The organism is Kangsaoukella pontilimi (assembly GCF_009830125.1).
Classification (GTDB): Bacteria; Pseudomonadota; Alphaproteobacteria; order Rhodobacterales; family Rhodobacteraceae; genus Kangsaoukella; species Kangsaoukella pontilimi.
Window position 1 is genome coordinate 1522289 of sequence record NZ_WUPT01000001.1, and the last position, 19053, is coordinate 1541341.

Genomic DNA, 19053 nt, shown 5'->3' on the forward strand with positions numbered 1-19053 from the left:
CCCCGCCACGTCGCAAGGCGAAACCAACCTCACCATGGCCCATGCACATCTGACCATCGACCTCGACGCCATCGCAGCCAACTGGCGCGCGCTGGACGAGACCTCCCCCCCCCATGTCGAGACCGGCGCGGTCGTCAAGGCGGACGGCTACGGGCTGGGCTCCGGCCGTGTCGCGGCAACGCTGGCCCGCGCAGGCGCCACCAGCTTTTTCGTCGCGCAAGCGGGCGAAGGCCGCGAGGTTCGGAAGGCGGTGGGTGACGAGGCCGATATCTATGTCTTTGCAGGGCATCTGGATGGTGACGCCGACCTTCTGACGGCCAGCCGCCTGATCCCCTGCCTCAACAGCCCCGATCAGGTGGCGCGGCATTTCTCGCGCCTGCCGGGCCATCCCTTTGCGGTCCAGCTCGACAGTGGCATGAACCGGCTGGGGCTGGAGCCCGAGGACTGGGACGCGCTGAAAGGCGACCTGATCGACGCGGGCCCGCGCCTCGTGATGAGCCATCTTGCCTGCGCCGACGAGCCGGACCATCCGATGAACGCCCGGCAACTCACGCAATTCCGCGACATGACAGATGGGATCGCGCATCGCCGGTCCCTTGGTGCGACGGGCGGCATTATGATGGGACCCGAATACCATTTCGACCTGACCCGCCCCGGCGTCGGCCTTTACGGGGGTCTGCCCTTTGCCGAGGCCACCCCCGTCGTCGCCCTCTCCGCCCCGGTGATCCAGACGCGCACCGTCCGCCCCTTCGAGACGGTCGGCTACGCCAATAGCTGGGAAGCCAAGATCGAAAGCAGGATCGCCACGATCTCGGCCGGGTACGCCGACGGGCTGATCCGGGCCATGGGACCGAAGGCTCAGGTCTATGCGGGCAACACGCCCTGCCCCGTGGTGGGCCGGGTGTCCATGGACCTGATTACTGTGGACGTCACCCATCTGGACGAGGTGCCCGAGCGTCTCGACATCCTCTCCCCCGCTCAGGGCGTCGATGCACTGGCCGACGCCGCCGGCACCATCGGCTACGAGATCCTGACCTCGCTGGGTCACCGCTACGCGCGCCACTACACGGGCGGCGCATGAAATTTCTCGCCACGATAGGACGGTCGGTCCTTGGCCTTCTGGCGGCGATCGGGCGCGTGGCGCTGTTCGCCGTCGAGACGATCAGCCACCTGTTCCGTCCGCCATGGTACCCGCGCGAATTCGGCGCGGCGCTGATGCAGATCGGGTATTTCTCGCTGCCTGTCGTGGGCCTGACCACCATCTTCACCGGCGGCGCGCTGGCCCTGCAGATCTACGCCGGCGGCGCGCGCTTCTCGGCCGAGGCCGTGGTGCCCCAGATCGTCGCCATCGGCATGGTGCGCGAGCTTGGCCCCGTCCTTGTGGGCCTGATGATCGCGGCGCGCGTCACCTCGTCCATCGCCGCCGAGATCGCCACCATGAAGGTGACCGAGCAGATTGACGCGCTGGTCACGCTGTCGACCAACCCGATGAAATACCTGACGCTGCCCCGCGTGCTGGCCGCCACGCTGGTCATGCCGATCCTTGTCGCCGTGGGCGACACCATCGGGATCATGGGCGGGTATCTGGTCGGCACCGGGCGTCTGGGCTTCAACCCCGGAACCTATCTGACCAACACCATCGACTTTCTCGAATGGCTCGACATCGTGTCGTCACTCTCGAAGGGCGCTGTCTTCGGCTTTCTCGCCGCGCTGATGGGCTGCTATTTCGGGATGGGCTCGGCACGGGGCGCGGCGGGCGTGGGCGCGGCCACCAAGGGCGCGGTCGTCGCGGCCTCGGTCCTGATCCTGGCGGCCAACTTCATCCTGACAGAATTGTTCTTCGCGGCATGATCGAGCTTCGCGGCATAGAAAAGTCCTTCGGGCCCAAGAACGTTCTGAGGGGCGTCGACCTGACGATCCCGAAGGGCGAAAGCATGGTGATCATCGGCGGCTCCGGCACGGGAAAGTCGGTCACGCTGAAATGCGTGCTTGGCCTGATCACGCCCGACAAGGGCGAGATCCTTGTCGACGGGCAGGACGTGACCAAGCTCCGCCAGGGCTCGTCCGAGCGCGACGCCTTCCTCGCCCGCTTCGGGATGCTGTTCCAGGGCGGTGCGCTCTTCGACTCGCTAACCGTCTGGCAGAACGTGGCCTTCCGCCTGCTGCGCGGGACGATGAAGAAGACCAAGGCCGAGGCGCGCGAGATCGCCATCGAGAAGCTGCGCCGCGTGGGGCTGACCCCTGACGTGGCGGACCTCTACCCGTCTGAGCTGTCGGGCGGCATGCAGAAACGCGTAGGCCTCGCCCGCGCCATCGCCGCCGAGCCCGAAATCATCTTCTTCGACGAACCGACAACGGGCCTCGATCCGATCATGTCGGGCGTCATCAACGAGCTGATCCGCGAGATCGTGGTCGAGATGGGCGCAACCGCCATGACTATTACCCATGACATGACCAGCGTGCGCGCAATTGCCGACAAGGTCGCCATGATTCACGGCGGCAAGGTGCGCTGGACCGGGCCGATCTCCCAGATGGACAACAGCGGCGACCCGTACCTCACGCAGTTCATCACCGGCTCCGCGGACGGCCCCATCGAATCTGTCCGTTAACCCTTTTTGCAAATTCGCAACGGTTTGGTTCCATTTTGGAAACAACGGGGGACTCTCAACGGAAATTTAACCAAACTCCCGTCTGTTCTGCCCATGGGGTGACAAACGGACGGAGCATTGATGCTGCCCATCGATCTCTTTGCGCTGATTTTCCTGCGCGCCTGCCTCCTTGCCCTGCCCATCTCGGTAGGGCTTCTGGCCTTTCGCCGCCTGTTGCTGTCAGAAACGCTGAACGCATGGCTCTACGCCCTGATCGTCGGCTTCGCGGCCTTCTCGGTTGCCGGGCTGGTGCCCTGGGCGGTCGGTCTGGCCGACCTCCCGATTCTTTTCGCTGTCTCGGCGGCGGTGTCGCCCCTGATTTGGCTTGTCACCGTAGTGGTTTGCGGGATCGGGCGCAGGGATCATTACGATCTGCCGGATGCCGAAACCATGGCCGTGACGGACAACCCCGCGGCCTTGAAACCGCGCGTTGCGCCGCTTCTTCTGACCGACCCGGTCGCGCCCGAAGCAAAGGCCGATCCGGTGCCCGTGTTCCGCCACCGCCCGGCACCCGTCGCCGTGGCCACGACGCCCGGCAGCGTCATGGAGGTGGCCCGCGCCATGCGGGGCCGCGCGACGAGCGAGGCGCGCCGCGTCAGAAAGCTCCTGCCGCCCCCTGCCCCCGGCCCCGCCGACCTGCCGTTCCTGCGCTAGGGCTTATCCACAGAATTCGGGGGGTATTGACCACCCAACCGCAACCCGCTGTTTCCATCGGAACCGGCAGGATGTGTGTTATGTTAACCATGCGGTAGGCGTTGTATTTGAGCCGCGCCGCCTTGTGTTGGTTAATTAGTGGGGGTCTCCCATGTCCGTTAATGCTTTGACGCCGCTCTGGCGCGCGCACTCCGTCCTGCAGGCCATGTCCATGGCGCTTGTCGCCGCCCTGGCTTTGGGACTTACGCTTTCCTTTGTTCTTTCTACGGCCGGCATCCTGCCCGGCCTTACCGCCACGCTGACGCTCAGCGACGGCACGGCGCTTGCCGCCGGCCCCGCCCTGCACGGTGCGGCGGCGCTCGTCGCGCTTCTGCTCGTGGCCTACATGCCCGCGAACTGGCGGATGCGCGCGCTTGAGACGTCGCACCGCTCGTTCCGCATGGGGCAGGACGACGTGATCCGCGCCTACCGCGCGGCCCACGCCGCCGACCGCGCGGGCGCGTTCAAACTCGGCTCGGAATACGACGCGGTCCGTGAACGGATGGAGCATCTGGCAAACCACCCCGACCTTGGCCATCTTGAGCCCGGCATCCTCGAACTGGCCGCACAGATGAGCCAGACCAGCCAGGACCTCGCCCGGAAATACTCAGACGAGACAGTCGCCCGCGCCCGCGCCTTCCTGACCGAGCGTCAGACCGAGGCCGAGCGGATGCAGGAGCGGATCGAGACCGCGCTTGCCGCCAGCCGCGACATCCGCCGCTGGCATGACCGCGTGGCGCTGGACGAAGACGTGGCGCAGTCGCGCCTGAACGTCCTGATCGCGGAGCTGGACGAGGTGCTGCCCGAGATCGGCCTCGCCCCCACCGCGCCCGCGACCCGCCCCGACGTGATCCGCCTGTCGGACCGCGCCAAGCCGCGCGACATCGCCGCCGAATAGACCGACACCGCCGTTCCCCCGGCTGCCCCTGCCTGCCACCCAAGGACGCTTGCCCTTGGCTCCGGGCGGGGGCAAGAAGGCGGCATGGCGAAGCAACCCTCGTTCACCTGCAGCAATTGCGGCGCGGTCCACTCGAAATGGTCGGGCCGCTGCGACGATTGCGGCGCGTGGAACACCATTACCGAAGACATCCCACTCTCGGCCGGTCCCGCCAAGGCGGGTCTGGGCGACGCGCGGGGCCGCGCCATCGCGCTCGGCACGCTGGCAAGCGAAGACGCCCCCCCGCCCCGGACGCTTTCGGGCATCGCGGAACTGGACCGCGTGCTGGGCGGCGGTCTGGTCGAGGCGTCGGCCGTTCTGGTGGGTGGCGATCCGGGGATCGGCAAATCCACGATGCTCCTGCAGGCCGCGGCCGCCCTTGGCCGGGCCGGGCTGAAAGCCGCCTATATCACGGGCGAGGAAGCGGCGGCGCAGGTGCGGATGCGCGCCCGCCGCCTCGGCCTTGGCGACGCGCCGGTGCAACTGGCCGCCGAGACCAACCTGCGCGACATCCTGACCACGCTCGACCGCGAGGCGCCGGACGTGGCCATCATCGACTCGATCCAGACCATGTGGCTCGACACGGTGGGCTCCGCCCCCGGCTCGGTCTCTCAGGTGCGCGCGGCTGCCCATGAGCTGACGAGCTTCGCCAAGCGCAAGGGCACGGCGGTGATCCTTGTGGGCCACGTCACCAAGGACGGCCAGATCGCGGGTCCGCGCGTGGTCGAGCACATGGTGGACACGGTTCTCTATTTCGAGGGCGAGCGCGGGCACCAGTTCCGCATTCTCCGCGCGGTCAAGAACCGCTTCGGCCCTGCCGACGAGATCGGCGTCTTCGAGATGACAGGCGGCGGTCTGGCCGAGGTGGCGAACCCTTCGGCGCTGTTCCTGTCCGACCGGGGCGCCAACACAGCGGGATCGGCGGTCTTTGCGGGCATCGAGGGCACCCGCCCCGTCCTTTGCGAGTTCCAGGCCCTCGTGGCGCCTGCGCCGGCGGGTCAGGCGCGGCGTTCGGTCGTGGGGTGGGACGGCGGGCGGCTGGCCATGATCCTTGCCGTGCTCGAAGCGCGCTGCGGCATCCCCTTCGCCGGGCTCGACGTCTATCTGAATGTGGCCGGCGGCCTCAGGATCACCGAACCGGCGGCGGATCTTGCTGTGGCCGCGGCGCTACTTTCGGCGCGTGAAGACGTGAGCCTGCCCGCCAATACTGTCGTTTTCGGCGAAATCAGCCTATCAGGAGACCTGCGTCCCGTCGGGCAGACGGATGCGCGCCTGAAGGAGGCCGAGAAGCTGGGCTTCGGGGCGGCCATACTGCCCAAGGGCGCCAAGGTCAGCAGCGATGCAAAGGTGGCGGCACGCCAGATGCCGAACCTTCAGACGCTGGTCGGTGATGTATTTGGTGCGGGCTAGGCCCGGAGGCAATTGAGCGAGGCAAGGCATGGATAATTTCACCATCATCGACGGTATCGTCGCCGTCATCATCCTGTTGTCGGCCATCCTGGCCTATAGCCGGGGCTTCATCCGCGAGACGCTGGCCATCGGCGGCTGGATCCTCGCCGCCATCGCTGCCTATATCTTCGCGCCCACCGCCGAGCCTCTGATGCGCGAAGTGCCGGTCCTGAAGGATTTCTTGGGACCGTCCTGCGAACTGGCGATGATCGCGTCCTTCGCCGCCGTCTTCGCGCTGGCGCTGATTATCGTGTCGGTTTTCACACCCCTCTTCGCGGGCGCGGTGCAGCGCTCGGCCCTTGGCGGCATCGACCAGGGGCTCGGATTTCTCTTCGGCGTGGTGCGGGGTGCGCTTCTGGTGGCCATCGCCTTCATCATCTACGAGCGCGTGATCGTCTCCGACCCCATCCCCATGGTGGATGACAGCCGGACCGCCGTGGTCTTCGCGCAAATCTCGGAAGCGCTGGATGAGCGGATGCCGCAGGACGCGCCCGGCTGGGTCGTCGCGCGGTACGAAGAGCTGATCGGCAAGTGCTCGACCGCCTCGGGCGCGTGATCTTTCGCCACAATTGAGACCTTGGACCGCTGAAAGCGGATTGATTCGGTGCAGGTGGCTGCACCGAAATCCGTTTTGAACAAAGAAATTTCCGAAAAATTCATGGAAAACAAACTGTTTCCATGCTGGGGCGGCGCGAAATCGGGCAAACTCGGGACGTCGGGTTAAGGCTGTTTTCGACGGTTATTGTCGGGCCAGCCGGAACAATGACCCGGAAAAATCCAATGATTCCTGAAGATGCGCCCGAAGACCGGCCCGCATTGTTTCGCCTTTTGCGGGCCTCTGGAGGCGCCTCGTTCATGCTTTTGGCGGCAGGATCATAAAGACGCCCCGAAAGCGAGGAATTGCGCCCAAGTGAGGCCAAGCCCACCTGTCATAAACAGTCTTGTAAGCGAAGTCGTGGTTTCCAGGGTTTCGCGTAACGAGTGAAAGCGTACCGGCGCCGGAGGGCCGTGTTGGTCCCCGGCGCCACCCCCAGAACGGGCGGTAGCGAGTGTATCGGGACAAGTGTTTCAGCCCGTTTGTGTAGTGAGTGCCACCAGTATGGTGCAACCCCGCCCCTGAAGGCCCGTGTCCCCACCGGATGCGGGCCTTCGGACTCTGAGGGGTTGCGCCGGGCTTCGCCCGTCGCGGGGTGGCGGGGGGCGCTGCCCCCCTCTTGGTCCGCTGGCGCGGCCCAATTCACCCCCCGGGATATTTCCGAACAGGCGAAGGAGGCGGCAGGAGCGCCCGCCCACGCGGCATTCCGTCCCGGTGGCTCATGTGAGGGACCGCGAGGCGGTTTCTACCCGTGACAGCGCCGGCACTGGCCGCTATAGGGGGCCAAGCTGCCCATGACATCGGAGCCTGTTGCAACGCGATGGCCCAGACCTTGTCCCCGACACCTTTGACCACCGATCCCTTCGACGACGACAAACTGCGCGAGGAATGCGGTATTTTCGGCGTGACCGGCGTGGCGGATGCCGCGAATTTCGTGGCGCTTGGCCTCCATGCGCTGCAACACCGGGGTCAGGAGGCGGGCGGGATCGTCACCTACGACCCCGAGCAGGGCTTCAACTCGGCCCGGCGTTTCGGGCTGGTCCGGGACAACTTCACCAACCAGTCGATCATGGACACGCTGCCGGGCGCGCTTGGCATCGGGCATGTGCGCTATTCGACCACCGGGTCCAAGGGCAACACGCAGATCCGGGACGTGCAGCCGTTTTTCGGCGAGTTCTCGATGGGCGGCGCGGCGATTGCCCATAACGGCAACATCACCAATGCGGATTCGCTCCGCCGCGAGCTGATCGAGCGCGGCTCGATCTTTCAGTCCTCGTCGGACAGCGAATGCATCATCCACCTGATGGCGCGGTCCTTGCAGACTTCGATCCCCGAGCGGATGAAGGATGCGCTGCGGCGGGTCGAAGGGGCGTTTTCCGTGATCGCCATGACGCGGACCAAGCTGATCGGCGTGCGCGATCCCTTAGGCGTGCGCCCGCTGGTCCTGGGCCGTCTGGGTGAGGATGGCTGGGCGCTGGCGTCCGAGACCTGTGCGCTCGACATCATCGGCGCGCAGTTCGTGCGCGAGGTCGAGCCGGGCGAAATGGTCGTCATCGAGCACGACAAGGTGGCGAGCCACCGGCCGTTCGAGGCGAAGCGCCCGCGCTTCTGCATCTTCGAACATGTCTATTTCAGCCGCCCCGATTCGACGCTTGGCGGGCGGTCGGTCTACGAGACGCGCTCGGCCATCGGGCGGGAACTGGCGATCGAGGCGCCGGTCGAGGCCGACCTCGTCTGCCCGGTGCCGGACAGCGGCACGCCTGCGGCCATCGGCTACAGCCTGGAATCGGGCATCCCCTACGCCATGGGGATCATCCGGAACCAGTATATGGGCCGGACCTTCATCGAGCCGACCGAGCATATCCGGAACATGGGCGTGCGCCTGAAGCTGAACGTGAACCGGGCGCTCATACGGGGCAAGCGGGTCATTCTGGTCGATGACAGCGTCGTACGCGGCACCACCAGCCGGAAGATCAAGGAGATGATCCTGGACGCGGGCGCGGCCGAGGTGCATTTCCGCATCGCCTCGCCGCCAACGGCATGGCCCTGTTTCTACGGCGTCGACACGCCGCAGCGGGAAAAGCTACTGGCCGCCACCATGAGCGAGGAGGAGATGCGCGAGCATCTCGGGGTGGATTCGCTCCGCTTCATCTCGCTCGACGGGCTCTATCGCGCTGTGGGCGAGGCCAAGGGGCGCGACGCCGACAGTCCGCAATATTGCGACGCCTGTTTCTCGGGTGAATACCCGGTGGCGCCGAAGGACCAGATCGACAAGGGCTTCACGCTGAAGGCGGCGGAATAAGCTCCAACTGTCACAAAAGCTTTGCAAAACCGTCGTATCGCCCGAGGGCGGAAAGAAACGGTCGGGGGCGCGCGTCGGGCAATGCTGAATATTCTGGTTCTCTGCACGGGGAATTCCGCGCGCTCGATCCTGGGCGAGGCCCTGATCGGCGCGCTCGGCGCCGGACGCGTCGCCGCGCATTCCGCAGGCTCGCATCCCAAGGGTCAGCCGCACCCCGAAGCGCTGGCACGGCTTCGCGCCGAGGGGATCGCGGCCGAAGGGTTCCGCTCGAAAAGCTGGGACGAGTTCTCGGGCGACGATGCGCCCCGGCTCGACATCGTCATAACCGTCTGCGACAGCGCGGCGGGCGAGACCTGTCCCTACTGGGCGGGCGCGCCGGTGACGGTGCATTGGGGTCTGCCGGACCCGGCGGGCGCCCAGGACGAGCCGCGCGCCTTTGCCGAGGCGTTCGCCGCGCTCAAGTCCCGCGTCGAGGCGATGCTGGCTCTGCCCCTTGAAGACATGACCCCGGCCGAGCGAAAAACCGCGCTTTCCCGAATACATACCGAGACCGCCTGATGCAGACCGACCTTCCCCGCCGCCTTGCTGCCGAGGCGCTTGGCACCTTTTTCCTTGTGGCCACGGTCGTCGGCTCGGGCATCATGGCGGACACGCTGACCGAGGACGTGGCGCTGTCGCTTCTGGGGAACACGATCCCGACGGGGGCGATCCTTGTCGTGCTGATTACGGTACTTGGGCCGCTGTCGGGCGCGCATTTCAACCCTGCGGTCTCGCTGGGGTTCGCGCTGACGCGCGCTCTGCCCTGGCGCGAACTGGCGCCCTATGTGGCGGCGCAGGTGGCCGGCGGCATCCTTGGCACCTTCGCGGCGCATCTGATGTTCGAGATGCCGATGCTACAGGCCTCGGCCACGATGCGGACGGGGCCGGCACAGTGGTTCTCGGAACTGGTGGCCGCCTTCGGGCTGATGGCGATCATCCTTGGCGGGCTGGCCACGCGCGCCAATGCCGTGCCGTGGCTGGTGGGGCTCTATATCACGGCGGCCTACTGGTTCACCGCCTCGACATCCTTCGCCAACCCCGCTGTTGCCATTGCGCGCGCGCTGACCGACACCTTCTCGGGCATTCGTCCGGGCGACCTGCCGGGGTTCATCGTGGCGGAATGCCTTGGCGCGGCGCTGGCCGTCTGGGTGGCAGGCTGGCTCTGGGCCAAGCGGAGCGCTTGACCGGGGCGCGTCCCCGCCCCATCAAGTGGCCATGGACCTGAACGACGATCCCCGCTGGCGGCGGTTCAACGACACCAGCCGCCCCTGCCCCTGCTGCGGACGCCGCTTCGACGGCGTCTTCGACATCGGCTATGACCATCCCGATCCCTGGCCCCACGGCAATCGTTCGGCCAGCGGTGAGGACGTGCTGCAGGTCGGCGAAGACGGGCTGACGGCGGATTACTGTTCCTGGGGGCAGCACCGGTTCATCCGCGCCGTCCTGCCCCTGCCGATCAGGGGCAGCGACAAGGTGTTCGCCTTCGGGCCATGGGGCAGCGTGAACCCGGCCAACTACGACCGTTATATCGAGGCGAGCCTGGGCGGCGCGCCGTTCGAGGGCAGCTTCGCCTGGCTCATGAACAAGTTGCCCGGTTTCGAGTTCGACGACTGGTTGCCCTGCAACCTCGTCCCCGGAGCAGCCGGCCAGCGGCCGGTGCTTGAGGTTCACGATGGTAGCCACGACCTCGCGCGTCTTCAGGAAGAGGGCATCACCTTCGACCAGTTGCTCGACATCTACGCCGCCGCCGGTCAGGACATCCGGCCGCACCTTCTGGACGGCTGAACGCTTGACCTTTGGGCGCGCGCGGCGCACATCGCGGGCACCATGACCGAGACGACACAGAAAATCGCGCTGATCACCGGCGCATCGCGCGGCCTGGGCGCCGCCATGGCCGAGGCGCTGGCGCCCGAGCATCACATCGTTGCCGTCGCCAAGACGGTGGGCGCGCTGGAAGAACTGGACGACCGTATTAAGGCCAAGGGCGGCTCAGCCACGCTGGCGCCCATGGACGTCACCGTCGAAGGCGCGATGGCGCAGCTTTGCCGCTCGGTCTTCGACCGTTGGGGCGGGATCGACCTCTGGGTCCATACCGCAATCCACGCCGCCCCGCTCTCGCCGGCCGATCACCTTGCCGCCAAGGACCTGTCGAAATCGGTCGATATCAACGTGACGGCCACGGCCACGCTGATCCGCATGGTGGCGCCGCTTCTGAACCGCGAAGGTGCGACGGCGGTCTTCATGGACGACCTGCGTGCCGGTCAGAAGTTCTTCGGCGGCTACGGCGCGACCAAGGCCGCGCAGATCGCGCTGGCACGAAGCTGGCAGGCCGAGACCGAGCGCACCGGCCCCCGCGTCGTCATCGCGACGCCCGACCCGATGCCCACCGCCGTCCGCGCGCGCTTCTTTCCCGGCGAGGACCGCTCGGTTCTGGCCGCACCGGCGGATGTGGCCGAGCGGATCGTCTCGGCTCTCTGACGCGCGCGGCGCCCGTCACCGTCTCATTCCCGCAGAAACCCGGTGAATTTGGGATTCAATCCCCCGCGCGGATGTTCTAATCAGAACCAAGGGCAGAAGGGGCAGCACGCGTGCGTATTCTCATCACCAATGACGACGGGATCAACGCACCCGGTCTGAAGGTGCTTCACGCCATCGCCAGCGAGATCGCGGGCGAGGATGGCGAGGTCTGGACCGTGGCACCAGCCTTCGAGCAGTCGGGCGTGGGCCACTGCATCAGCTACACTCACCCGACGATGCTGATCCAGCTCGAGGAACGGCGTTTCGCCGCCGAGGGCTCGCCCGCCGACTGTGTGCTGGCGGGGCTCTATCAGGTGATGAAGGACGCGCCCCCCGACCTTGTGCTGTCGGGCGTCAACCGGGGCAACAACGCCGCCGAGAACGTGCTGTATTCCGGCACCCTTGGCGGCGCGATGGAAGCGGCGCTTCAGGGGCTGCCGGCCATCGCCCTCAGCCAGTTCTACGGACCCGAGAATGCGGGTCTCGACAACCCGTTCGAGGCAGCCGCCAAGCACGGCGTCGACACGGTGCGGCGGCTTCTCCGCCACGGCATCTGGGACGGCGAGGCGTACCGCGTCTTTTACAACGTCAATTTCCCGCCCGTGCCTGCGGCGGATGTGAAGGGGCTGAAGGTCACCACTCAGGGCTGGCGCGACGACACCTCCTTCGGGGTCGAGCCGCATGTCTCGCCCTCGGGGCGCATGTTCCTCTGGGTCAAGGGCGGGCCGCAGCACGTACCGACCGCCCCCGGCACCGACGCGGCGGCGAACCTCGACGGCTATGTCTCGGTCACGCCCCTCCGCGCCGACCTGACAGCCCACGACACGATCCAGACTCTGAAGGACCGGCTGGAATGACCGCGGATCATGCCGAGCGCCAGATGGCGTTTCTCTTCGCGCTCCGGCAACGGGGCGTGACGGACAAGCGCGTGCTGGAAGCGATGGAAAAGATCGACCGGGGCGTCTTCGTGAAGGGGCTCTTCGCGGAACGCGCCTATGAGGACATGCCGCTGCCTATCGCCTGCGGCCAGACCATCAGCCAGCCCTCGGTCGTGGGTCTGATGACACAGGCGCTGGACGTGCAGCCGCGGCACAAGGTGCTCGAGGTCGGCACCGGCTCGGGATATCAGGCCGCCGTTCTCAGCCAGCTGGCGCGCCGGGTCTATACGGTCGACCGTCACCGCCGCCTCGTGGCCGAGGCGCAGGCGGGGTTCGACGCGCTTGGCCTGACCAATATCACCGCCTTTGCCGCCGACGGATCGCGCGGCCTGCCCGAACAGGCGCCCTTCGACCGCATTCTGGTGACCGCCGCCGCCGAAGACCCGCCCGGCCCCTTGTTGGCAGAGTTGAAAACTGGCGGTATCATGGTGGTGCCGGTCGGGCAGTCGGACGCGGTGCAGCACCTGATCAAGGTGACGCGCACCGAGACGGGCTACGACTATGACGAGCTTCGACCGGTCCGCTTCGTCCCCCTTGTCGAGGGGATGGGACAGGACTGAAGGATTTTTCAGGGTGAGGACCCCGACAGACGGGTCCCTCCGGATTGAGGATTGAGCGATGGCGAACATGATGAGTGCGAAGAGCGGCGTGGCGGTGGCGGCGCTTCTGATGCTGACAGCCTGTAACGGGCTGGGCGATTTCGACATGGATATGCGCGGAAACGGGAATGACCGTTTCCAGCCGACGGGCGGGCTGACCTCACCCGCGCCGCAGCCGGACGCGCGCGGCGTGCTGACCTATCCCGACTATCAGGTGGCCGTGGCACGGCCCGGCGACACGGTCGGCACCATTGCGGCCCGCCTTGGCGTTTCGGCGGACGAGCTGGCCCGGATCAACGCGCTGCCGCAGAACGTGGCGCTGAGATCTGGCGCGGTCGTCATCCTGCCGCAGGGCGCCGTCACGCCGGGCATCGCGCCTGTCGGCCCCGGCGGCACGGTGGATGTGGCGACCATCGCGGGCTCGGCCATCGAGCGTGCGGAAAACGGCTCGGCCACGCAGCCGATCCGGCACACGGTCCAGCCGGGCGAGACCGCCTTCTCGATCGCGCGCACCTATGGCGTGCCGGTCTCGGCGCTGGCGGAATGGAACGGGCTGGGCTCGGACCTGGCGCTGCGCGACGGGCAGACGCTTCTGATCCCGACGCGGAGCGAACCGGTCGAGGTCGCGACCATCGCCCCCGTCCCCGTCGCGCGCCCCGGTGCGGGCAGTGCCACGCCTGTGCCGCCCTCGGCCTCAGCGCCGCTGCCGGCGGTCGACGAGACACCCGTTGCCGCCGCCCCAACCCCGGCGCCCGCGCCGCAACCGACGGCCAGCACGCAATCGGCGGCCTCGGACACCTCGCGGCTGAGGATGCCGGTCCAAGGCCCCATCATCCGCGCCTTCGAGAAGGGGCGGAACGAGGGGATCGGCATTTCGGCCCCGGCCGGTACTGCCGTGGTAGCCGCCGACGCGGGCACCGTCGCTGCGATCACCCGCGATACGGATCAGGTGCCGATCCTCGTCATCCGCCACGAGAACAACATCCTGACGGTCTATGCGGGCGTCGCCAATGTGGGCGTGGAAAAGGGCGACAGCGTCCGCCGGGGCCAGAAGATCGCCGAGGTCCGCGAGGGCAGCCCGTCCTTCCTGCATTTCGAAGTGCGCGAGGGCTTCGAAAGTGTCGATCCCGAGCCCTACCTGCGGTGACGCCTTTCCGTCCCGCCCGTGTTCGTGGCGGGACGCCACGCCCGTATTCACCCAGGCAGGCGCCCGATTCGCGCCAGTGTTAACGGTTTCTGAACAGAGATCGGCGCTCGTGACGTTGCGTCATGAAATAGTATAACCCTCTGATTTAACGAGATACTCCACCTCAAGGAGAGCAGCGTTGAAAATTCCGCCCAAATTTAAACAAATATGATTGCAATAACCGTATGTGTTTCGAGTGAGAGGGTATGAGTATGACCACCAAACAACCAGGGCTTCTGGGATCCATCCGCCATCGCATGTCCGTGATGCGCCAGGACGACACCGGCTGGCAGCCGGTCTGCCCGGACCCCAATCCACCGCATGATCAACTGGACGTGGTGCGCGCCTATCGCCGCAGCCGGATCAGCCAGTCACGTCAGCTTTCACATAGTGTTTCGTGAGAAGGCGATGTCGGAACATGTGCTGACGTACTTCCTGGCCGTACTGGTCGTCACTTTGGTGGCGCCGTACCGCATCATAGAAATCCAACGATCGAGCCGGAGCGATGCGGATCGGACCAAGACGCCAAGAGACTGACGCGTCGCAAAAGACATTGGAGCAAAGTATTGATCCGGAAAATGATTTCATGGCGCCAAACGGCCGCCAATGACACCACTCGTCCGCCGATCGTGGAAGTATCCGCTCGCGAGATGGCCAGGGCCACACCGCAGGACTTGCCGTCCCATCGACCGCGAGAGCGCGCCCGCAAGAGCGAGCTTGTCCGTCTGTTCGCGTCGGACCTGACAACGGCACCGATTGCCAACGACGGCCCGTAGCGGCACGCCGATGCCGCCGCCGCCTTCGGATCGAGGGCGCGGTGCCGTGTCGGCGGTGTCTCGAATGGTTTTGAATTCCTGAGGGAAGCAACGGCGCCGCTGCAAAAGCGGTCCCGGTATGTCCTGAATTCGGCCGGTCGGACAGGGCATGTCAGGCCCGATGGAACCGGTTTTGTGCCGGGTCGGGCGCTACCCCGTCCCCGAATGAACGTTCGGGGCGGATCATCTCCGCCCCGCGTTCATTTTTCGTCAATCAACCGTACGGTCGATCAGGCCAGCGAGATGTTCGTGGCGCTTTCGCGGCCGTCGCGGCCGGTTTCGAGGTCGAAGGTGACCTTCTGGTTGTCGGCGAGGCCGGTCAGGCCCGAACGCTCGACAGCCGAGATGTGAACGAAAACGTCACGGCCGCCCGATTCAGGGGCGATGAAGCCGTAACCTTTGGTGGTGTTGAACCATTTCACGGTGCCATTGGCCATATCCGTGTCTCCTTTAGATAGTTCACTGCCCACGACATGTGGCAGCTTGGCGTCGTCAGGGCGATCGAGTGCCTTGGCGCCATAAAGGAGTCAGGGGTCGAAAGAGTAACTTAGCGAGCGGGCGTATGACAGGTTCGGGGGCTTGCGTCAAAGGAAATTCAAAGCGCTACGCCCTTTCGTCCCGCAAGATCGGTGAAATATTGCCACGCCACACGCCCCGAACGCGCGCCACGGGTTGCCTGCCATTCGATGGCCTCGGCGCGGAGCGTTTCGTCGTCGATCTCGACGCCATGGGCATCGCAATACCCTCTGATCATCGACAGATATTCGTCCTGCGTGCAGGGGTGGAAACCCAGCCACAGACCGAACCGGTCGGAGAGCGATACCTTTTCCTCGACCGCCTCGGACGGGTTGATGGCGGACGACCGCTCGTTCTCGATCATGTCGCGCGGCATCAGGTGGCGTCGGTTGGACGTGGCGTAGAACAGCACGTTGTCCGGCCGCCCCTCGATCCCGCCGTCCAGCACCGCTTTCAGCGATTTGTAATGCTGGTCGTCATGGCTGAACGACAGGTCGTCGCAGAACAAGAGAAAGCGGTGATCGGTGGCGCGGAGGTGGTTGAGAAGCCGCCCGACGCTCGGCAGGTCCTCGCGCTGGATCTCGACGATCTTGAGCCTGAGCCCCTCGGACAGCACCTGGGCATGGGCGGCCTTTACGAGGCTGGATTTTCCCATGCCCCGCGATCCCCAGAGAAGCGCATTATTGGCGGGAAGACCCCGCGCGAACTGGCGCGTGTTCTCCAGAAGCGTGTCGCGGGACCGGTCGATGCCCACCAGAAGCCCGATCTCCACCCGGTTGACGCGGGCGACAGGGTCAAGCCGGTCTGGGTTGGTATGCCAGACATAGGCGTCGGCCTCGTCGAAATCGGGGGCCGCCAGCGGCGCGGGCGCCATCCGCTCCAACGCGGCGGCGATGCGGGTCAGTGCCTCATCCGTCACGCCTTGGCGTCCTCGTCGTCGTCATCCTCGCCCCAAAGGTCTTCGTCCTCGTCAAGGACGCCCTCCTCGCGGAGACGGCGGAGACGCGCGGCCTCGACCCGTTTCACGAGTTGGATGGAGATCTCGTAAAGCCCGTAGACCACGGTGAAGAGGATCACCTGCGTGATGACGTCAGGCGGCGTGACGAGCGCGGCGAGGACCAGAATGCCCACCACCGCGTATTTCCGGACCTGTCCCAGCCCTTTGGACGACACGAGGCCCGCCTTCCCCATCAGCGTCAGCAGCACCGGAAGCTGGAAGCAAAGCCCGAAGGCCATGATGAACTTGAGCGAAATATCCAGCGACTCGTTGACCTTGCCGAAGAAGGTGATGCGGATGCCGTCCGCCGTTTCCGGCACCACGGCGGCATCGGGCGGAAGCTCGTCAACGGTGCCGGACAGAAGGTTCGCGAAGATCGACGAGACGTCCGCGAAGCCCAGGAAGAAGGCCATGGCGAGCGGCGTCACCACGAAATGCGCGAAGGAGGCGCCGAGAAGGAACATCACCGGCGAGGCGATGATGAACGGCAGAAAGGCCGATTTCTCGGACCGGTAGAGGCCCGGCGCGACAAATCGCCAGAGCTGGTGCGCGATCACTGGGAAGGCCAGGCCGAAGCCGAAGACCATCGAGATGCGGAAGAGCGTGAAAAGGTATTCCTGCGGGCTTGTATATTGCAGCGTCGGCGCCGGATCGCCCAGATCACGCAGCGTCGCCTCGATCGGGCCCAGAAGGAACTGAAGGATCGGCTCGGCCACGGTAAAGGCCAGCACGATGCCGATCAGAAGCGCGATGACCGAGCGGATCAGGCGTGTGCGAAGCTCGGCCAGATGCTCGATCAGGGGGGCAGAGCTGTCGTCGATATCGTCTTCGCGGGCGCTCATGCCTTGTCCTCGGTGGCGGGGGGCGTCTCGGGTTCCGCGCTGGCTTCGGCAGCCTCAGCCGCTTCGCGGTCCAGCCGTTCCTGCGTCTTCTTGGTGGAATATTCGCGGATCTTGCGGGCGGCCTCGGCCCGCTCCTCGGTCAGCTTGGATGTCTCGGGGCCGCGCGGTTTGGACGGCTTGTCCGGGTCGTAGTTCTTCAGGTCGTCCGCCGCTTCTTTCAGCGAGTCCATGCCCATCTTGGACGGGTTGGTCATGTTGCGGAAATCCTTGGCGGCATCCTTGACCCCGGCCTCATCGGCGGCATCCTCCATGGCGCGCTGAAACTCGCGCGCCATGCGCCGGAGCTTGGCCGTGAATTTCCCAAGCGCACGGAACATGCCGGGCAGGTCCTTGGGACCCACCACGATCAGCGCCACGATGCCGATGACGAGAAGCTCGCTCCAACCGAGGTCGAACATTGGGTCTGTCTCCCTTGGGGGGCCTTAGACCTTGTCCTTGGTCTCGGTCGTCTCTTCCGCCGGCGTCACGTCACGGGCAGAGGCCGAAGCGTTCTCTTCGTCCGAGATCTCTTTCTTGCCCTCGTCGACGCCCTTCTTGAAGGCGGTGATGCCCTTGCCGACCTCGCCCATGAGCGACGAGATCTTGCCGCGTCCGAAAAGGACCAGAACGACGATTGCGATCAGAAGAAGGCCGGGAAGGCCGATATTGTTGAGCATGGATCATCTCCCTGATTTCGGACCGTATTTAGGCAGCCCTCCGGGCGAGGAAAAGCGGCAAACGCATGGGCGCGGCTCGGGTCTGGTTTTTTGCGGGGTCCGGGAATACAACTGACAGGTCAATGGCAGTTGGGGTGCTGTAGTCGGAAAGCCTCGAAACCCGAATCAAGGAGACACCTATGTCCACACAACCTGCCACCATCACCGCCGAGGGCGCCGGCCCGGTCCTGGAAATCGTGACCTTCCGCCTTTTGGACGGCACCGATGAGGCCGCCTTCCTGACCGCCGCCGCCGGAACCGAAGCACTGCTTCGAGAGCGCGGCAGCCTTGTCCGCCGCGCCCTTGTCCGGGACGCCGACGGGCTTTGGACGGATGTCGTCGAATGGACCTCGATAGAGGCCGCCATGGCCGCCGCCGAGGCGGTGATGAGCCATCCCGACTTCGCCCCTTTCGGCGCGATGATCGACCCCGGTACGGTCACCATGCGGCACGCGCCCATCCGCTGGCGGATGGACTGACCGATGCGCCGCACCGACCGCCTCTTTGAACTGATCCAGGTGCTGAGAGACGGCCGGCTGCATCGCGGCAAGGATCTGGCGGAGCGGCTCGGCGTGTCGCTCCGCACGCTTTACCGTGACATGGATACGCTGGTCGCGAGCGGCATCCCCGTCGAGGGCGAACGTGGGCTGGGCTATATGATGACCGCGCCGATCACGCTGCCGCCCCTGAACCTGACCCTGGCCGAACTGGAGGCGCTGCATCTGGGGCTTTCGGTCGTCGAAAAGGCCGCCGACGAAGACATGCGCCGCGCCGCCCTCAGCCTTGCGTCCAAGATCGACGCCGTCCTGCCCGAGGACCGGACCGCGCCCGCCAATGGCTGGGGCTTTGCTGTCTACCCTTTCGCCGAGGCCGCGCGGGGCTTTGTCCACATGGCGCCGATCCGGGCCGCGATCAGGAGCCGCCGCAAGATCGACCTGGGGTATCTGGCACTTGACGGAGCCGAGACGACCCGCACCGTCCGTCCGCTTCAGATGGAGTACTGGGGCCGGGTCTGGACGCTTACCGCGTGGTGCGAGCTGCGCGACGCCTTTCGCGTGTTCCGCGTGGACCGCATTCAGACGCTGGACATCCGCCCCGAGAGTTTCGACGAGGAGCCGGGCAAGACGCTAGCGGATTACTTTGCCACTGTGGACGCGCCGCCCGCCTGATCCCTTCTTCTTGGTAAAAATACTCAAGGGGGAGCGCGAGGGGGACAGCGTCCCCC

At 65.9% G+C, this 19053-nt stretch carries 23 protein-coding genes; 18 read left to right on the forward strand and 5 right to left on the reverse strand.

What is annotated here, in order from left to right; translation table 11 throughout:
* Window positions 1-34 precede the first annotated feature (34 nt).
* The 16 genes from alr (at window position 35) to GQ651_RS07720 (ending at window position 14304) form a co-directional block, all read left to right on the forward strand.
* Window positions 35-1081, forward strand: coding sequence for an alanine racemase (alr, locus tag GQ651_RS07645; protein WP_160763582.1), 1047 nt, complete (start codon window positions 35-37; stop codon window positions 1079-1081).
* Window positions 1078-1851 carry an MlaE family ABC transporter permease gene (locus GQ651_RS07650; protein ID WP_160763583.1) on the forward strand — a complete coding sequence of 258 codons (774 nt, stop codon included), beginning with the start codon at window positions 1078-1080 and terminating at the stop codon, window positions 1849-1851. The genes alr and GQ651_RS07650 overlap by 4 nt, the downstream gene beginning before the upstream one ends.
* Complete coding sequence (locus GQ651_RS07655) at window positions 1848-2609, forward strand: ABC transporter ATP-binding protein (protein ID WP_160763584.1); 762 nt, start codon at window positions 1848-1850, stop codon at window positions 2607-2609. Before GQ651_RS07650 ends, GQ651_RS07655 begins: the two co-directional genes overlap by 4 nt.
* Window positions 2610-2729: 120 nt before the next feature.
* The gene (locus GQ651_RS07660) at window positions 2730-3302 is read left to right on the forward strand and encodes a hypothetical protein (RefSeq protein WP_160763585.1); all 573 of its coding nucleotides are present in this window, start codon (window positions 2730-2732) and stop codon (window positions 3300-3302) included.
* 151 nt (window positions 3303-3453) lie between these two features.
* Window positions 3454-4239: a DNA repair protein gene (locus GQ651_RS07665; RefSeq protein ID WP_160763586.1), complete on the forward strand. Its 786-nt coding sequence runs from the start codon at window positions 3454-3456 to the stop codon at window positions 4237-4239.
* A gap of 84 nt (window positions 4240-4323) precedes the next feature.
* Window positions 4324-5688 (forward strand): DNA repair protein RadA, encoded by a 1365-nt coding sequence (gene radA, locus GQ651_RS07670; RefSeq protein WP_160763587.1) that lies wholly within the window; start codon window positions 4324-4326, stop codon window positions 5686-5688.
* A gap of 28 nt (window positions 5689-5716) precedes the next feature.
* Window positions 5717-6283, forward strand: a complete 567-nt coding sequence (locus tag GQ651_RS07675; protein ID WP_160763588.1) for a CvpA family protein — start codon at window positions 5717-5719, stop codon at window positions 6281-6283.
* 859 nt (window positions 6284-7142) lie between these two features.
* Window positions 7143-8624 carry an amidophosphoribosyltransferase gene (purF, locus tag GQ651_RS07680; protein WP_160763589.1) on the forward strand — a complete coding sequence of 494 codons (1482 nt, stop codon included), beginning with the start codon at window positions 7143-7145 and terminating at the stop codon, window positions 8622-8624.
* Window positions 8625-8705: 81 nt separating this feature from the next.
* A complete protein-coding gene (locus GQ651_RS07685; RefSeq protein WP_227257991.1) occupies window positions 8706-9182 on the forward strand; it encodes an arsenate reductase ArsC in 477 nt (158 codons plus the stop codon).
* A complete protein-coding gene (locus GQ651_RS07690) occupies window positions 9182-9847 on the forward strand; it encodes an MIP/aquaporin family protein (RefSeq protein ID WP_319637352.1) in 666 nt (221 codons plus the stop codon). Before GQ651_RS07685 ends, GQ651_RS07690 begins: the two co-directional genes overlap by 1 nt.
* Window positions 9848-9878: 31 nt before the next feature.
* Complete coding sequence (locus tag GQ651_RS07695; protein WP_160763590.1) at window positions 9879-10448, forward strand: DUF2199 domain-containing protein; 570 nt, start codon at window positions 9879-9881, stop codon at window positions 10446-10448.
* 42 nt (window positions 10449-10490) lie between these two features.
* The gene (locus GQ651_RS07700; RefSeq protein WP_160763591.1) at window positions 10491-11141 is read left to right on the forward strand and encodes an SDR family NAD(P)-dependent oxidoreductase; all 651 of its coding nucleotides are present in this window, start codon (window positions 10491-10493) and stop codon (window positions 11139-11141) included.
* A 110-nt stretch (window positions 11142-11251) separates the two neighbouring features.
* On the forward strand, window positions 11252-12037 hold the full coding sequence (surE, locus tag GQ651_RS07705; protein WP_160763592.1) for a 5'/3'-nucleotidase SurE: 786 nt from the start codon (window positions 11252-11254) through the stop codon (window positions 12035-12037).
* On the forward strand, window positions 12034-12678 hold the full coding sequence (locus GQ651_RS07710) for a protein-L-isoaspartate(D-aspartate) O-methyltransferase (protein ID WP_160763593.1): 645 nt from the start codon (window positions 12034-12036) through the stop codon (window positions 12676-12678). The genes surE and GQ651_RS07710 overlap by 4 nt, the downstream gene beginning before the upstream one ends.
* Window positions 12679-12736: 58 nt before the next feature.
* Window positions 12737-13864 (forward strand): LysM peptidoglycan-binding domain-containing protein, encoded by a 1128-nt coding sequence (locus GQ651_RS07715; protein WP_227257992.1) that lies wholly within the window; start codon window positions 12737-12739, stop codon window positions 13862-13864.
* A gap of 245 nt (window positions 13865-14109) precedes the next feature.
* Window positions 14110-14304, forward strand: coding sequence for a hypothetical protein (locus tag GQ651_RS07720; protein WP_160763594.1), 195 nt, complete (start codon window positions 14110-14112; stop codon window positions 14302-14304).
* A gap of 644 nt (window positions 14305-14948) precedes the next feature.
* On the opposite strand, the gene GQ651_RS07725 is transcribed toward GQ651_RS07720, so the two are convergent.
* The 5 genes from GQ651_RS07725 to GQ651_RS07745 all read right to left on the reverse strand — a co-directional run bounded on the left by GQ651_RS07725 (window position 14949) and on the right by GQ651_RS07745 (window position 17789).
* Window positions 14949-15155: a cold-shock protein gene (locus tag GQ651_RS07725; protein WP_160763595.1), complete on the reverse strand. Its 207-nt coding sequence runs from the start codon at window positions 15153-15155 to the stop codon at window positions 14949-14951.
* 158 nt (window positions 15156-15313) lie between these two features.
* Window positions 15314-16153, reverse strand: a complete 840-nt coding sequence (locus GQ651_RS07730) for an ATP-binding protein (protein WP_160763596.1) — start codon at window positions 16151-16153, stop codon at window positions 15314-15316.
* On the reverse strand, window positions 16150-17073 hold the full coding sequence (gene tatC / locus GQ651_RS07735; RefSeq protein ID WP_160763597.1) for a twin-arginine translocase subunit TatC: 924 nt from the start codon (window positions 17071-17073) through the stop codon (window positions 16150-16152). Before tatC ends, GQ651_RS07730 begins: the two co-directional genes overlap by 4 nt.
* The gene (tatB, locus tag GQ651_RS07740; protein WP_160763598.1) at window positions 17070-17531 is read right to left on the reverse strand and encodes a Sec-independent protein translocase protein TatB; all 462 of its coding nucleotides are present in this window, start codon (window positions 17529-17531) and stop codon (window positions 17070-17072) included. Before tatB ends, tatC begins: the two co-directional genes overlap by 4 nt.
* A gap of 24 nt (window positions 17532-17555) precedes the next feature.
* Window positions 17556-17789 carry a twin-arginine translocase TatA/TatE family subunit gene (locus GQ651_RS07745; RefSeq protein ID WP_160763599.1) on the reverse strand — a complete coding sequence of 78 codons (234 nt, stop codon included), beginning with the start codon at window positions 17787-17789 and terminating at the stop codon, window positions 17556-17558.
* Window positions 17790-17968: 179 nt separating this feature from the next.
* Between GQ651_RS07745 and GQ651_RS07750 the strand changes: the two genes are divergently transcribed.
* Both GQ651_RS07750 and GQ651_RS07755 read left to right on the forward strand, forming a co-directional pair.
* Window positions 17969-18307, forward strand: coding sequence for a hypothetical protein (locus GQ651_RS07750; protein ID WP_160763600.1), 339 nt, complete (start codon window positions 17969-17971; stop codon window positions 18305-18307).
* A gap of 3 nt (window positions 18308-18310) precedes the next feature.
* Window positions 18311-18997, forward strand: coding sequence for a helix-turn-helix transcriptional regulator (locus tag GQ651_RS07755; protein ID WP_160763601.1), 687 nt, complete (start codon window positions 18311-18313; stop codon window positions 18995-18997).
* The last annotated feature ends 56 nt before the right edge of the window (window positions 18998-19053 follow it).